Source organism: Marinomonas primoryensis (assembly GCF_013372285.1).
Taxonomy (GTDB): Bacteria; Pseudomonadota; Gammaproteobacteria; order Pseudomonadales; family Marinomonadaceae; genus Marinomonas; species Marinomonas primoryensis.
Map to the genome: position 1 here is coordinate 2,696,560 of NZ_CP054301.1, position 15,390 is coordinate 2,711,949.

A 15,390-nucleotide genomic window follows, 5' to 3' on the forward strand; every position below is an offset into this window, starting at 1 on the left:
TAAAGTGCTTTCGTTCATAAAAAAGTAATGTGTAAAAAAACAGATCAAACCTATATTAGTAGAATCTGATGTAAATCGAAATACCTACTGATTGCCTACCTCGAAAAGCAAAAAGCGAATCGTTTGATCCGCTTTCTGTCACCTTAGTCAGCCTGATTCAACTCACCACTAGACTAATCATCTAGATCCGCATGAGAAACCGCTTTAAAGTTATCTATTTGTTCGAAATTTTCCATCCAAAAACTGGAACTGATTAAGCTAAATTGACGGGTTAATCCAGTATCGGCTGTCTGCTTCAACCGCCATACGATACCCGGCGCTTCAGGGAACTGCGTCCCTTGAATTTGATCTTCGTACAGGCGATTTATTAAGGCATCATCACCTTGCCCACTTGCTAATAAACGCACGATAGAAGACGCTAGCGATTCATCAAATATCGCCATATCTTCATCGTGTGCGGCCGTCACCGTCATGGTCAACTCAACACCCGCCGGTTTCGCGAAAATCCCATTAAACGCTTCTCGCAATAACGCATAAGCACTAAAGAAGCGTTCATGAAACAAACAATCTGGATACTCTTCCCACGAGCGATCATCAATCATATCGTGGCTTATTTGCTCTATCTTGCCTTTTGGCAATTCAGGAAATAAATGCGTCAACACCGCCTTTGCCGCGTCAGCAGGCTCAAGGTCATTGAGCGACATCATGCACATCTCTCTGAGTTCAGCCGCTTCCATGGCATCGACATCGTCGTCAAAATCCATAATGCTCATGAGGGCACGATAATCCTCATTGGACCACGCGTTTTGAATCTTGCTGATTTTATGGAAGGTATCAATTTGAACGGAAAACTTAGCTTGCATCTAGCACTCCTATTTGAACGCCAATATTGCAGGGATAACGCTGGTAGGCTTTGTAAATAGCCAATGTTGATCTTAATAAATGAACAGATCGAGCACCCAATGTACATTGTGTAGAAGCAACATGCTATCCATCGACAGAAATGTTTTAGGGTAGATTTAACCTTGGCGAATACAAACACACCAAAGCAAAATTAAAGAGTCGTTCTAAAAAAAATTACTAAATATCGTTGAACTACTTTATCACCCAAGGCCAGTTCAACGCTTAGCTCACTACGAAGGCATGTGTTATGTTCGCAGCTAACTTGGTATGACCTCCACCCACTTAGCACGCCACTCTAGGGCTTTCATGCCATCAGGCCAAAATTCATTTTTCTTACCTATAAGCCTATTTTCAACCGTATGGAAAGAGGCAGTTCTAGCCTTTATCAGCGGCTCTTTTCAAAGACAACGAGATAGGAGATTAAGCAACTTTCCATACAAGTAAAAAGTTATTCGCAGGCATTGAAATCTGTTCTATTAATTCCATACCAGCAGCCCACTCAACCAACTCAGCCACATCGCGAATACCGCCACAGCCACTTTCTTTCAAGTGCTGATCAAATTCTCGATTACCATCACTGGTGTATTCACCATTCACATTCATGGGACCGTATTGACAAAATATACCGCCCGACTTTAAATTTGCCGCGATCGTTTTCATCATCAATTGCGCATCATTACGCTGCATAATATGGGTGGTATTCGCCGTAAATACACTATCAATATCTAAACTCGGCCAACCATTTTTACCGAAGTGAAACTCGATAGGTGAAACAAGGTTACTCAACGTCGCTTCAGCCATCCAAGCTTGAATACTACTGTGGTAATCAAACATATCACTGGTATTCCAAATCAAATGAGGCAAATGCTCAGCAAAAAATACCGCATGTTGACCCGTACCAGAACCCACCTCAAGTACGTTTTTTCGACCTGAAAAATGCACAGAAAGCTGTTCAAGAATAGGCTGTTTATTTCTATCGCAGGAAGGGGAAAACTCTTTTCCCATATTTTTTTTCATAAACTCTATTCACCAAAATACCAGATGGATGGACAAAAACGAGATAAATAATATTATATTTCAAGAATAAAGATTGTTGGAGTCAGCGGGAAATTAGTGCGTATTTTCATCTGACCCCATTCTGTTAATTATCTCAAAACCAAAACGTTACGATTCCAAATGCCACTACCCCACATAAAATTGGCAAGCCCATGGATCGGGTGCGCTTCCAAACACCGAAGGTAACGAGTATCCCAACCCCAGTCGCAATCCAAGAAACCGTGTCAGATTGAGCAGGTACTAAAGAAGTACCAAACATCGCTGCAATCATGGTTGGCCCCAGTATGGTTAACCAAGTCGGCATTGAGCCAACACCATCCTCTGTTTGTCTTTTCGCCAAACTTCGTTTCATCCAAAGATACGGCACAAGACGAAGCAAATAGGTACCAATGGCAATGCTGGCGAGCGCCAGCCACATAGACATATCCATGCTTATTGCCCTCCCACAATACGTTGGTTTTTTAGTGCGTAGAACAGTACTGCACCGCTCATAGCCGCCAATGGAATAGCCACATTCGGGTAACCTAACATTTTCAAAATGACAGCGGTAACAGCAGACAAAATAATAGTCAGTGACCATAGACGATTATTGCAACGTGGAACGATTAAAACGAAAAACAGAGCCGGTAGCGCAAAAGGTAAAATATCGTTAATTAATGGCCAGCGCTGCGTCAATTCTCCACCAGCAATGGCACCCAGTGCGGTTCCAGCAATCCAGCTAAACCAAGCCAACACCGCTGCGCCTGTGTACCAGCCTATCCGCGCCTGTTCTGGCAGCTGAGGCAAACGTGCATGAGCAAGCGCAAAGATTTGATCCGTCAAACCATGCATTAATAGAAGCCACTTTTTATCTTTATTTAAGTAGGGTGAGAGATTTGGCCCGTAAACAACATGTCGCGCATTGATTAGCAGCGTCATTATGACCACCAACCATAATGGTGCTCCAGAAGCGGCCATGGCAACAAAGAGAAATTGTGATGCGCCAGCATAAATAAAAGTAGAGATAAGAATGGTCTCTACCACGCTAAAGCCAGACTGAACGGAAATCAAACCAAAAGAAATGGCCACCGGAATGTAACCGCCAAGTAGCGGCATCGCGTCTTTTACGCCTTGTTTCCAAGGTGTTCCTACAAGGGTTTGCGTTGTTGTACTCATGATGTAACGTCCTGTTTAGCATCGGCCTGTTTAGCATCGGCCTGTTTAGCATAAGTAATGACCATCATTAAGGTCGCCCATGAATCGTCAGTTTGATAACTATGCGGAACATCGGCAGCAAAAGTGTGCGCTTTGCCAATATCCAGATGGTGTAGGTCATTATTTTCACCCGCCAGCAATTGTCCGCTGATTAATGTTATGGCCTCTGTCGTGCCAGCAATATGCGGCTCTGATTGCTTAATGGTGTTGGGCGTGCAAGACATCCAATACACATCAACGCGCGGATTGCCCTCACCTTGATCAATCAACTTAACCTGTACACCGTTTTCTCCCAGTGGTGATTCCACACTGGCAACAAGATCCCCAAATGGGACATCCAGTTGTACGGCCAAACGCCAGATCGTTTCTAATGTCGGGTTACCATCACCTTGCTCAATGCGAGACAGGTTGGACTTCGCCAGCCCAGCATCTAACGCCAACTGAGACAAAGACAGCCCTTTAGCCATACGTAACGTTTGTATATTTCGACCCAACGAGCCGAGAATGGGTTTATTCATCATGCATCTCAAGTTGTTCTATATAAAGAACGTTCTATATAAGGAACAGCTGAATGTCAATGAATTTATAAAATGGAATGGGGTGAGAGGGAGGAAAAACAACGGTGATTTGTCCCTTTGAGTGGCTGGTTAGTTGCCTGCGCATAACTCTAGTGCTAACATTTGTGTGTACAGCATAAATTAAAGGTAACGTATTATGGACACTCGCATTCAATTTAGAATTGATGAAGAAACTAAACGCTTAGCTCAATTAATGGCCGAAAGCCAAGGACGTACATTAAGTGACGCGTGCAGGGAGCTAACCGAGGGCTTAGCTGAAGAACAACGGAAATCTATGACGCATGATTTGTGGTTAACAGAGCAAATAAATGCGGCATTTGATAAATTTGATAGTGGTAAATCCATTTTTATTGAACACGATAAAGCTAAAGCACAGATGGAAGCCAGAAAGAATAAGATCCGTAATCGGGATAAACCATGATTTTTTGGGAAGAAGAATCACTAAATGATCGTGAAAAGATATTTGATTTTTTATTTGATTTTAATCCAAGTGTTGCTGAAAAAACGGATCAAATTATTGAGGCTAAAGTTGAGAATTTACTTATACAACCTCTAATGGGTGTTCAAAGACATATCTTTCGTGGCCGAGTATTGATTATCCCAGAAATATCAATGATTGTTTCTTATTGGGTTGACGGAGAAATTATTCGTATTATGCGAGTCTTGCATCAAAAGCAAAAATTTCCGCAAGAGTAATAAACCAACATCGAGCTAAGGGTTTAATAATTTTTGGTTAAAATAGCGACGATTATATTTCTTATTAAAATGACTCATTATGTACCGACTGGTAGTTTAATACTATGTTCTGTTGGCTGTGGCGTAATAGTCATTATCTTAACGCCATCGGGGGATTCAAAACGATGCCAAATACCTTTTGGAATCACCAGCATTTGACCCGATGATAAATTATAACACTGCTCTATATTATCATTCAAAAGAATGAGTGCTGTTTCTCCACCCAAAATATGAACAAACTCATCACCTTGAGGATGCCTTTCCCACTCACTAAAACCAGAGTAATGAGCAATGTAAATTCCTCCTTCTCTGTATTCTGATAATAAAGCAAAAGCGTTCTTTGCTTCCTCATCAGTAGTCTCAGGTGTTCTGCCATTGAGAAAAACCACTCTTGAGAATTCATCATTGATTGTGATTACTTCAGACTTAGACACTACTTGATCCTTGTAGGTAGATAACGAGGCTGTAGAGTTTCTCATTCTCAGCGCATTTAATTAAAATAAATCCACAATATTTCACCTACATCCAATGTTCAATAGGTGATTCTATTTTTCAATCAAAGATTGATGATAAGCCGTAAATAAAGTGTGAACGCACTAAGCAAAGTAATGTGTATGAAGTCTTGCCTTTCGGCTAATGCAGACTATTCCTGAGCTTTTTGATGTTATGGTCCATACCAACCTAAAAAGGTAGCCATCATTGTCTGTATTAGAAAGCTCGTAGTGATCATAAATTCGATGGAGAGAGATGGTGTCATGTGAGATTCTAAAATGGTTTAACATCAGGAATTGACACCATAGTAACTTGTTAGCTCTCAAATTGTTCCGTAATTTCCATTACTCTTTTATCTTGTAATATTGCACCAGACATTACAACAACACGAGCATTTACATGATTTCGGTGTGGGTAATAATCACCAATCACCTCATGTGGTACAAGATAAGCATTTATAACATTAAAATCTTTGTTGAAGATCACCGCAATTAACCAATCAAAGTCTTTTTCAGCATAATTTCTTATTGCGCTTAATTGCCTTGATGGATTCTCAGGTGTAACTCTGCGAGCTTTGATTTGAAATGTAACACCTGCATCTGAAATTGCATCGTAGCCTGCTTTAGAATTTTCAGCTAATTTTAAGTCCATCATATTTGCAACAAGCCACTCGGCATAATCACCTAGTGGACTATTATTAGTTCGCACGATTTCTCGTCGTTTTAATTCAGCTGTCGCATTAGCTTGTAACTGAAGTAATTCAATTGGTTTTAAGTCACCTAAATTCAAACTTATGACACCTTGGACTTGAGAGCTAACGCCCAAAGCAGCCGCGCGTTTTTCCGTCGGCTGGCTTTGTTTGTTACATGTGACATTATTGAAGACTCAATGCTAGATTTGGATATAGAGAAGTTACAGGGTTTTCAACGACATTCGGATCTTCAAGGACTCTTCTTGCTTGTGAAGCAATTTCTGACTTATATGTTTCGAGCTTTGGCACCAAAGTGTATATATCAGAGCAATCAAGGATTATAGTTCTGAAATTTCCAATATCGAAAGGTATCTTGTCACCTTTTCGAACTATTTGAATTGTTGGTAAGCGCGAGACATGGCGTAAAGCAAGCTCATAAAATACATTGGGATTATGGAAAGACAAATCTGCAATAACCAACTTTGATCGAAGAATAAATTCGATAATTTGATTGGTAATTAAACCTGGAGTATCAATAGCATCTGCCCGAACTACTTTTAATCCAAGTGGTTCGATTGCGGGCTCAATTATTGAGCCGAGAAACAAGTCTGAATGCTTCCGAGCTTCGGAGCCGTCCTCGCCAATGGGGGTAATATAAAAACAAGTTGAATCAAAAGATGAATTTCCAGATGTAACTATCCCAGCTATTGGTTTTCCAGCCGCTACTGTAGGCAGGAGGCTATCGTTACTTTCATTTCCAAGCTGTGTATTCGAGAGTTCTTCTAGGGCGTGCTCAACCGTTACCAGTCTTTCAGCGCCAGCTAGTGTCTGTAAAATACCGACATGTTCAGCATTCACCACAAAATTATCAACGAGTGAATCGACTATCTTTTCATCAACATCATTTTCTCTCAGAGTATCCGCTAATACAGTTCTAGCAGGCAGCTTATTCCCAACGAACTTATCGTAAAGAATTTTAAACGGCTCGATATTTAGGATCGCTATTTCAATTTTCGCTGCAGCTTTTGCATAATCCGTACTTCGCTCTCCGTATGCCTTTTTAGTTACATCAGTAATTTCGAGCTGTTCAGCGTTATAGCCACCTTTAATTAGTCCGTATTTTCCTGCATTGGTTACCAAAGTGCGGGATGGGCCGCTATCTGGCGACTTGCCAATATGATCAAATAAAGTCACTCGCCTTACGCTGTGTCCGGAACCTAATTCGTAAGCAGAAGCAGCAAACTCAGCTACTTCTTCGAATGAACAAAGTGGATAAGGGACAACTCTTCTAGTTCTCTTCTTTTTTGGTTCTGTTTTTTCGTCTGACACTACGCTCTCCTTATTCGTGACATGTAACATTTTATTAATGCGCATGCGCTTTTAGACAATATCAGATCCCTTTCAATACCTTCACAATCATCTGAATAATATACATTTAATAAAGATATTCACAAAAGTTAAAACAGAAAAAACGAGCATGCGTGTTATTTCATTTATCCACAGCGCGTTATTTCGTCTGCCGATATTTTTATCCATTGATACTAAAAGACTTTCTTACTTCCTACCAGTACAAAATTCGCTCAACTAGTTTATTTAAAATAGCTAAACGCGCAATAAAGTGATTATTTAAAAAATAAAATATATTTACAGACATAAAATACATTTTCTTTATTAGGCCTGTATCAATAGATTGTCGGGCTAAAGCCCCGACCCACAATGAAAGCTTCGCTTTCTCTGCCGGATTACGCTTCGCTCATCCGTCCTACGGTTTTGCCAGCGTTGAAATTCCGAATAAGTCAGTTCGACGCGACGAAGTTGCGCGACTTTATGGAGTTTCAGGGTCATTTTTTGACGGTCTATCTCCCACCAATTGAACAATCTATGCCTTACGATATAACGAGCGTAGGCAACAATCATGCTCCTATGACGAAAATCAGGCATTAAAGATCTTAAAGCGAATTTTTGCTTTCCTTTAAACTGAAGTTTTTGGGCGCTAGCAAAAAGTTACCCGCTCAGCAGAGCGGAAAAAAGGCTGGGAATACAAAACGTTTGAATGGAACAAAAGAAGAGATTAACCCCTCCCTAGCCCTCCCCTTCGAAGACATAAGGGGAGGGAATAAGAACTAGAGCTCTATGACTCTGGCGTTGTCGCCGATGCGGTTACTCACATGGCTAACTAGGATCAAAATATCCGCTTTGTAGTCGTTTTGCAGTGAATGACAAATCGTTTCTATGGTGGCTTTGTCTAGTCCATCGAATGGTTCATCTAGCAGTAAGACGGGTGATTGTCTTAGCAGTAGGCGCGCTAACGCGAGGCGTTTGCGTTGGCCTCCGGATAAGTTTCGCCCTTGGGAACTTAGTAAGGTTTCCAAGCCGTTTGGTAGGCTTTTTGCCCATTCGGCTAAGGCAACCGCTTTTAATACTGACCATAACTGAGTGTCCGTCGCGTTAGGGTCGCCAAGCAGTAGATTGGCCGCGATGCTTTGTTGAAATATATACGGTGATTGAGGCAGGTAGCTCAATTGCGATTGATAGGACGAATTGCTGTATACATCGCATTTTTCGCCATTCATTAAGGCTTCACCAGATGATAAACAATCACCGGCGATTGCTGCTAATAATGTCGATTTACCTGACCCACTCATACCTCGTATCCAAACGGTATCGCCTGCTTCGACTTGAAAGTCGATAGCTTGGTTGCCCATGCCGCTAGACGCATGAAAGCCGCGCCAGTGGGTAAATTTCATCCGTTGGATTGTATTAATTTTATTGTCAGGTTGGTGATTGGGTTCTTGATGGAGTTGATTCAACCGACGCAAGCCTACTTGTGACTGCCCTTGCGCCACAAAGGATTGCACTAATGGCAAAACCAATTCATTGACCGCTAATAAAGACAACATGAAGCCAATGACCCAAGTACCCTGCACGCCGTCCACCAGCATCCAACTGCCCGTATTTTCTAGGTTAAGGCCTTCTTGATACTCACTGAGCAAATAAAAGCAGCTGACGAACAACATAATGGTCACAACATAGGCCAGTAACCGCCCCGTACTCACCGCTTGCTGGATACGAATTTCCGTCAGCCTTTGACGTTCGTCCAGTTGATCAAGGCGTTGCGCGTAATCTTTCCAATGACCACGAATGGTTAAAGTAATTAATGCGGAAAACAAGCTAACAAAACGACTACGACGATGCACACCGAGAATCTGCCCTACGTGTACGGCGTGACTGGCAAAATACCCACACACATACGGCACAATGAAGACATGAAACACGGCTGAAATCGCTAATGGCCACAGCAATGCAGGTAAAATAAAATAGGCCAAAACCGACACCGCAACATAACTCAATAACGCATAAACCCAAGGTAGAAATACCACCAACGGCCATCGAATGATCTGATCAAGGTCGCTGACTAAGCGCTGTAATAAATCACCACGGCTTTGTTCGTGTAAATTGGCCGGGTCTTTCGCGACACGCTGATCCCACACCCAAAGGCGTAAAATACGCAGTAAACCCAATAAGTGATTGTGAGCTGTGACTTGTTCGCCATAGCGTCCGGAGGTGCGAAGTATCGCCATAAAACGAACAATCGCGCCGGGTGTTAAGTAATTAAAAATGAGGCCAACGCCCATTGTTGTTGCTAAGCCCGCCGCCGAAATAAACCAGCCAGAAATGCCCAATAAAGCCACGCTTGCCAAGCTGGCAACCACGCCCAAAATAACGGGAATAACAAAGCCCCAAGGGTTTGCCAGTAACAGTTTTTTAAGTGATAGTGTCGAGGTTTTCTTTACGCGAATGCTCATGCAAAACCTTCTTTTGTCAGCGCCCAGTGTTTGTCTGCCCACACTATTGGATGCGTGTCATGACTAACGATCAGTAAGGTTTTTCCTTTTGATACGTGATCTAGAGTCTCTAATACCGCCTGCGCGGTTTCTTTGTCTAAACCAGAACAAGGCTCGTCGAGCAACCAAACATCCGCTTTCGACAATAGCGCCCGTGCAATAGAAAGGCGTTGCATTTGTCCGCCAGATAATCCTGAGCCAAGCTCTGTCAGTTTGGTTTCTAATCCTGCTGGTAAGGCGTGAATAAATTCATCACATTGGCTTTTCATCAAAGCAGTTTGTAATTCTTCTTCGCTCGGCGCTTCGATGCCCTCTCTACTTCCAAGACCTAAAAGCAAATTTCGACGAATGCTGCCGTTCACCCATTCGGGTATTTGCGGTAACCAAGCTAATTTAGCTCGCCACTCGGGCAAACTCACAATATGAAAGGGTTTTCCTTTGATCAAAAACTGGCCTTGATAGTCTTCTTCAAAACCCAGTAAAAGATGCAATAAACTGGATTTCCCTACGCCAGATTCACCGCTCATCCAGACGCGCTCACCTTTGTTGATATTCGCGGTGATCGGCGCTAATCGATAACGCCCTTCTTCACACCAGCTTAGGTTTTGGAAACACATAAAGGGAGGTGAATTCTTGCTAGATGTTTTATTAATTGTTGTTTCAGAAGCAGATGAATGGACACTAGAAACGGTCGATTTAGCCGTATTAGGCCTCGCCACTGCGGTGTTTAATATTTCCAATAAATCCGTCGCGGCGGCTTCCGCTTTTTGCTTCGCGTGGTAGTCATTTCCTAACTGGCGCAACGGCAAATAAAACTCCGGTGCGAGCAATAGCAAAAACATGGCTTGGGTTAAAGTAACGGGGGACTCACCCACTTGCCACGGCAATATTTCTAACAAGCCTAAGCCAAGATACAAAGCGATCATCGCAATCGAAAGCGACGCAAAAAGCTCTAATGTCGCCGTAGATAAAAAGGCCAACACTAATACGCTCATCGTCGTTTTTTGGTACGCCGCAGCACTCTCTGACAATCGAGTTCTGGCTTCACTAGTGCGATTAAGACGTTTTAATTCGGATAAGCCCTGACTCAAATCCATAAACTGATTCGATAACATTGCCAAGACACTGAATTGACGTCGATTAGCCTGAGCGGCTTTGTGACCCACAAATATCATAAAGATAATGACTAACGGTGCGGTCATCATGAAGACGAAAAAAGCGACCCAAGAAACAGAAACAACAGACAGTAGAATCACACAGGGAATTAAGGTCACCATAAACACTTGTGGTTTATAGCGACTAAAGAAATCGTCTAACGCATCAACTTGTTCATAAACGCGTGTAGACAGCGCCGCATCTTCTTCTATTCTTAAGCGGGCGGGACCCAACTCAGTAAGATGCGACACCAATTTACGACGCAAGCCGTAACGAATGTCACGGCTTGCGCTGGTGCAAATGCGTTCTCGGCCAAAGTTGGCCAGAGCCCGCAGTAACAAAGCAAATAAACCTACGATTAAAAGAGACAAGGAAAAAGACTGGTGCAGAGCCATGTCCGAAAACACATTCGCCAATGCCCACGCTTGAAGCACTAACGACACCGCGAACAACACACCAAAGCCTTGAGCAAGTCGATATTTTGATGACTGCTGGTTCGCTAATTCCCCTAAAAATATCGCTTCAGGGGTTTTAATTCGACCCGCTCGACCTGCTTTTTTTGCTTCCTTGTTCTTTCTCATTGAGTTTACTTTTGCTCCTCTTCACCGTCATAACCACTAAACTCTAACCAAACGGCGTTAATAATACCGAAAGAACAGGCTAATAAAACACCTAGAACCCAAGCAAAATACCACATATTTTATTCCTCTAAGGTAGAGCTCAACGAGCCCTACCTAACTAATCATCAATACAGAGAATGCGTGTTTTCTTCTACGTGCTTCTTGGTCAAACGACCATACATCACGAAATAACTCCACAAGGTATAAAGCAAAACGATAGGAACGAAGATACAAGCCACCACAAACATAATCATCATGGTGTTTTCACTTGATGTTGCGTCCCACATAGTCAAACTCATGTTTGGATTACTTGAAGAAGGCATCAAGAACGGGAACATAGAACCGCCCGCTGTGACGATAATACCCGCAATCCCCAGAGATGAACTCAAGAAAGACAAAGCGCCCTTCTTCATCACCGCTGTCAATGCCGCGCACAACATACCAACAATACCGATAAGTGGAGCCAAGATAAGCGCTGGGAATTTGTCATAGTTTGCTAACCATGCGCCCGGCTGTACTTCGGCGGTTTTCATCAAGGGTGTCATGGCTTTATTACCATCAATAACACTGGTAAGCACATAGCCATCGATGCCGAAAGCCAACCATATGCCAGCAACAATGAACAAGACCGCTGCCAAAGTTCCTGTTACTGCGGTTGCCATAGACGCTTTGCGATGCAACTCTGCATCTGTCTTCATTTGCAACCAAGCGCCGCCTTGTGTCATCAGCATCATCAAGCTAACCAGACCACAAAGAATACCGAATGGGTTCAACAAGCCAAAGAAAGAACCGGTGTACGTTGAACGCAAGTATTGATCAAATTCAAACGGTACGCCTTGTAACAGGTTACCAAACGCCACACCGAAAATGATAGGTGGAACAGCAGAACCAAAGACGATGCCCCAATCCCAGCTATTACGCCATTTTGAGTTTTCTAACTTAGAACGGTAGTCAAAGCCAATTGGACGAAAGAACAACGCCGCCAACACCAACATCATCGCAAAATAGAAACCAGAGAAAGACGTCGCGTAAACCACAGGCCAAGCAGCGAATAACGCACCGCCTGCTGTGATAAACCATACTTGGTTACCGTCCCAATGGGGCGCAATCGAGTTGATCATGATGCGACGCTCAGAGTCTGTACCGCCAATCACTTTCAACAAGCTACCGACGCCCATATCAAAGCCGTCAGTCACGGCGAAACCAATCAGTAGAACACCGATCAATACCCACCAAATGACTTTTAATAGTTCGTAATCCATCTTATACCTCCTGCTTTAACTGAGCAGTTTCTTGTTCAAGTGCATAACGACCCGTGTGCAAACTAGAAGGCCCTTGCTTCGCAAAGCGAATCATCAAATACATCTCGGCAATCAAGAACACAGTGTACAAGATCGTGAAGCCTGCAATGGTGATCCAAATTTCGGTGGCTGTTAAACTAGACACGGCCACATGAACCGGTAATATTTCACCAATAGCCCACGGTTGACGGCCATATTCGGCAACGAACCAACCCGCTTCATTCGCGATCCAAGGCAGCGGCAAGCACACCATAATGAATTTCAAGAAAAGAGGATTTTGACCGATACGGCGACGCGCATTTTGGTAGAAAGCCGCCGCAAATACGAAGAGCATCACAAAACCACAACCCACCATGATACGGAAAGCGAAGAACAGTGGCGCCACTTTTGGGATAGAGTAATCTACCGCCATATCGATGTCTTCTGACGATACTTTATTCATATCTTCATTAAACGCCGTTACTAACAAACCGTAACCAAGATCGCCTTTTACTTTCTCAAAGTTCTCTTTCACCAGTGGATCGGTGGAACCGCTGCGCAATTTTTCAAGCAATTGATTTGCATAAATGCCATTGATAATACGTTGACGGTTATGCGCTTTCAGCTCCTTGATACCTTCCACTTCAGTGTCGAGAGAACGTGTTGCAATGAGCCCCATTAATCCGGGAATCTTGATCGCATACTCGGTTTCTTCAAGCTCTTGGTTTGGAAAGCCTATCAAGGTGAAATCTGCAGGGGCTTCCTGAGTTTCCCATTCTGCTTCTATCGCTGCCAATTTCACTTTCTGGACTTCGCCTAGCTCGTAACCTGATTCATCACCCAGAAGGATAACACTCAAGATAGACGCTAAACCAAACGCAGCCGCGATGGCAAAAGAACGACGAGCAAACGCAAGATCGCGGCCTTTAAGTAAGTAGTAGCTTGAAATAACAAGAACGAACATCGCGCCTGTGGTGTAACCCGCAGAAACAGTGTGAACAAATTTCACCTGCGCCACTGGGTTTAATATCAAAGCGCCAAAATCCACTAATTCCATTCGCATGGTTTCATAGTTAAATTCTGAACCAACTGGGTTTTGCATCCAACCATTGGCAATCAAAATCCACAATGCCGATAAGTTGGAACCTAACGCCACACCCCACGTCACCATTAAGTGTTTTAACTTACTTAGGCGTTCCCAGCCAAAGAAGAATAAGCCCACCAATGTGGATTCAAGGAAGAAAGCCATCAGACCTTCGATGGCCAAAGGCGCACCAAAAATGTCACCAACATAGTGAGAATAGTAAGACCAGTTTGTCCCGAACTGGAACTCCATAGTCAAACCTGTTGTGACACCTAACGCAAAGTTAATACCAAACAATTTACCCCAAAACTTCACCATGTCTTTGTAGACTTGCTTGCCGGTAATCACGTAAACCGATTCCATGATTGCCAATAAAAAAGCCATCCCTAGTGTTAAAGGGACAAATAAATAATGGTACATAACAGTGAGAGCAAACTGAAACCGCGATAATTCCACTACAGCTTCGTTAATCATATGACTTAAACCCATTCATTTGACTGAGAAAAAAGACGCTTGCAGACACCTATTCCTTGCGGAGTGTTCTTATTATCTAACGCCCACCGAAGCCCCAAATCACTTGAGACTTACTATAAGGCACAATTATGAGTGCAGTTCCGCTTTAAAACATTGCGTTAGATCAAGATAAAGAGAGTGAAAGAAATAAGTAGGTAAAAAGATGCCCGGTCACACGTGAATACAATAGACTTCTAGCCATCCGTTAAAATGATAAGCACTTGTTAGTGTCTATAAAGGTATAATCATTCGCAAATACATTACGCGTTCCCATATACCAGCCATCTTTAAAATGGCCATTTTTACATTTTGGAGCCTAATCCGTGAAATTGATTTTGAACACCGTGCATTCCAACCTGACGCTCTGTCTAATCGGTTTTTTTGCGATGGCATTAACCGCTTGTTCGATGCCAAAAGAAATCGAAGAAAATAAAGAGATTGCTCAACAGGTCATGAATACACCGGGCACCATTCAGAACCATATTCTGTATATGAAAGGCCCAAAAGGTGAATTCAAACTTCACTATGTGAACAGCGACCCGAGCAATACCCCCCGAGATACGGTTGTGTTTGTGCATGGTACGCCTGGCGACTGGTCCTCTTTTGCTCGTTACTTCCAAGATGATGTCTTTAAAGACAGTTTTCGTATTATCGCGATAGATCGACCTGGCTGGGGTAAATCAATTCATTCAGGAGACTTCCCAGCGGCATTACAAACTCAATCCGATATGATCGGCCCGATGCTAAAAAACATTTGGCAACATAATGGAGAACAAAAAATCATCTTAGTCGGTCACTCATTGGGCGGGTCTTTAGTGCCAATTTTAGCAGCAGATTATCCTAATTTTATACGCGGTGTGGTCATTTTGGCAGGAGACTTAGAACCGTCTCTAGCAAAGGCTCGTTGGTATAATACTCTATTGGATTGGACGCCAAGCTTGATCATTCCTGACCTATGGAATAACTCCAATATGGAGGTATTAGAGTTAACCAACAGCTTAAAACTGGCTCAGTCTAAAATGACCAGATTAACCACTCCAATTAGCCTCTTACAAGGCACTGAAGACACCTTAGTCGATCCTAAAAATGCAGAATACGCCACCCATTTATTTGAAAATAGCGAGCTACGCATTGAAATGATTGAAGGGGCTGGTCACATTATTAACCTACAGCACCAAGATAAAGTCATAAAAGCCATTCGAGACATGAACACACGCAGTTCGAAATAAACGTCCCTGATGGCT

16 protein-coding genes are annotated in these 15,390 nt (G+C 42.9%); 3 read left to right on the top strand and 13 right to left on the bottom strand.

The features are described 5' to 3' along the window. Positions 1 to 173 precede the first annotated feature (173 nt). The 5 genes from MP3633_RS12455 to MP3633_RS12475 all read right to left on the bottom strand — a co-directional run bounded on the left by MP3633_RS12455 (position 174) and on the right by MP3633_RS12475 (position 3,671). Positions 174 to 863, bottom strand: a complete 690-nt coding sequence (locus tag MP3633_RS12455; protein ID WP_176335786.1) for a hypothetical protein — start codon at positions 861 to 863, stop codon at positions 174 to 176. Between the two features lie 460 nt (positions 864 to 1,323). Further along, positions 1,324 to 1,920 carry a DUF938 domain-containing protein gene (locus MP3633_RS12460; RefSeq protein ID WP_217909008.1) on the bottom strand — a complete coding sequence of 199 codons (597 nt, stop codon included), beginning with the start codon at positions 1,918 to 1,920 and terminating at the stop codon, positions 1,324 to 1,326. 133 nt (positions 1,921 to 2,053) lie between these two features. After that, a complete protein-coding gene (locus MP3633_RS12465; RefSeq protein WP_176335787.1) occupies positions 2,054 to 2,389 on the bottom strand; it encodes an AzlD domain-containing protein in 336 nt (111 codons plus the stop codon). A 2-nt stretch (positions 2,390 to 2,391) separates the two neighbouring features. Further along, positions 2,392 to 3,114: an AzlC family ABC transporter permease gene (locus MP3633_RS12470; protein ID WP_176335788.1), complete on the bottom strand. Its 723-nt coding sequence runs from the start codon at positions 3,112 to 3,114 to the stop codon at positions 2,392 to 2,394. Next, the gene (locus MP3633_RS12475; protein WP_176336804.1) at positions 3,111 to 3,671 is read right to left on the bottom strand and encodes a helix-turn-helix domain-containing protein; all 561 of its coding nucleotides are present in this window, start codon (positions 3,669 to 3,671) and stop codon (positions 3,111 to 3,113) included. The genes MP3633_RS12470 and MP3633_RS12475 overlap by 4 nt, the downstream gene beginning before the upstream one ends. Before the next feature lie 196 nt (positions 3,672 to 3,867). Between MP3633_RS12475 and MP3633_RS12480 the strand changes: the two genes are divergently transcribed. Both MP3633_RS12480 and MP3633_RS12485 read left to right on the top strand, forming a co-directional pair. Continuing rightward, entirely contained in the window at positions 3,868 to 4,152 is a 285-nt protein-coding gene (locus MP3633_RS12480; protein WP_176335789.1) for a damage-inducible protein J, read from the top strand. Continuing rightward, positions 4,149 to 4,427, top strand: coding sequence for a type II toxin-antitoxin system RelE/ParE family toxin (locus MP3633_RS12485; RefSeq protein WP_176335790.1), 279 nt, complete (start codon positions 4,149 to 4,151; stop codon positions 4,425 to 4,427). The genes MP3633_RS12480 and MP3633_RS12485 overlap by 4 nt, the downstream gene beginning before the upstream one ends. 77 nt (positions 4,428 to 4,504) lie before the next feature. Here MP3633_RS12485 and MP3633_RS12490 read toward each other — a convergent pair whose 3' ends face one another. From MP3633_RS12490 to MP3633_RS12525, 8 genes are all read right to left on the bottom strand, one after another. Continuing rightward, positions 4,505 to 4,900 (bottom strand): cupin domain-containing protein, encoded by a 396-nt coding sequence (locus MP3633_RS12490; RefSeq protein WP_176335791.1) that lies wholly within the window; start codon positions 4,898 to 4,900, stop codon positions 4,505 to 4,507. A 373-nt stretch (positions 4,901 to 5,273) separates the two neighbouring features. After that, positions 5,274 to 5,747 carry a DUF6998 domain-containing protein gene (locus MP3633_RS12495; RefSeq protein ID WP_176335792.1) on the bottom strand — a complete coding sequence of 158 codons (474 nt, stop codon included), beginning with the start codon at positions 5,745 to 5,747 and terminating at the stop codon, positions 5,274 to 5,276. Between the two features lie 85 nt (positions 5,748 to 5,832). Further along, complete coding sequence (locus MP3633_RS12500) at positions 5,833 to 6,978, bottom strand: hypothetical protein (protein WP_217909009.1); 1,146 nt, start codon at positions 6,976 to 6,978, stop codon at positions 5,833 to 5,835. A gap of 794 nt (positions 6,979 to 7,772) precedes the next feature. After that, complete coding sequence (locus MP3633_RS12505) at positions 7,773 to 9,455, bottom strand: amino acid ABC transporter ATP-binding/permease protein (RefSeq protein WP_176335793.1); 1,683 nt, start codon at positions 9,453 to 9,455, stop codon at positions 7,773 to 7,775. Further along, a complete protein-coding gene (cydD, locus tag MP3633_RS12510) occupies positions 9,452 to 11,230 on the bottom strand; it encodes a thiol reductant ABC exporter subunit CydD (protein WP_176335794.1) in 1,779 nt (592 codons plus the stop codon). Before cydD ends, MP3633_RS12505 begins: the two co-directional genes overlap by 4 nt. Positions 11,231 to 11,235: 5 nt before the next feature. Continuing rightward, positions 11,236 to 11,346: a cytochrome bd-I oxidase subunit CydX gene (gene cydX / locus MP3633_RS12515; protein WP_112137726.1), complete on the bottom strand. Its 111-nt coding sequence runs from the start codon at positions 11,344 to 11,346 to the stop codon at positions 11,236 to 11,238. Positions 11,347 to 11,394: 48 nt separating this feature from the next. Next, positions 11,395 to 12,531: a cytochrome d ubiquinol oxidase subunit II gene (cydB, locus tag MP3633_RS12520; RefSeq protein ID WP_176335795.1), complete on the bottom strand. Its 1,137-nt coding sequence runs from the start codon at positions 12,529 to 12,531 to the stop codon at positions 11,395 to 11,397. A gap of 1 nt (position 12,532) precedes the next feature. Then, positions 12,533 to 14,107, bottom strand: a complete 1,575-nt coding sequence (locus MP3633_RS12525; RefSeq protein WP_176335796.1) for a cytochrome ubiquinol oxidase subunit I — start codon at positions 14,105 to 14,107, stop codon at positions 12,533 to 12,535. Between the two features lie 362 nt (positions 14,108 to 14,469). On the opposite strand from MP3633_RS12525, the gene MP3633_RS12530 reads away from it, so the two are divergent. Then, positions 14,470 to 15,375, top strand: a complete 906-nt coding sequence (locus MP3633_RS12530; RefSeq protein ID WP_176335797.1) for an alpha/beta fold hydrolase — start codon at positions 14,470 to 14,472, stop codon at positions 15,373 to 15,375. Positions 15,376 to 15,390 lie beyond the last annotated feature (15 nt).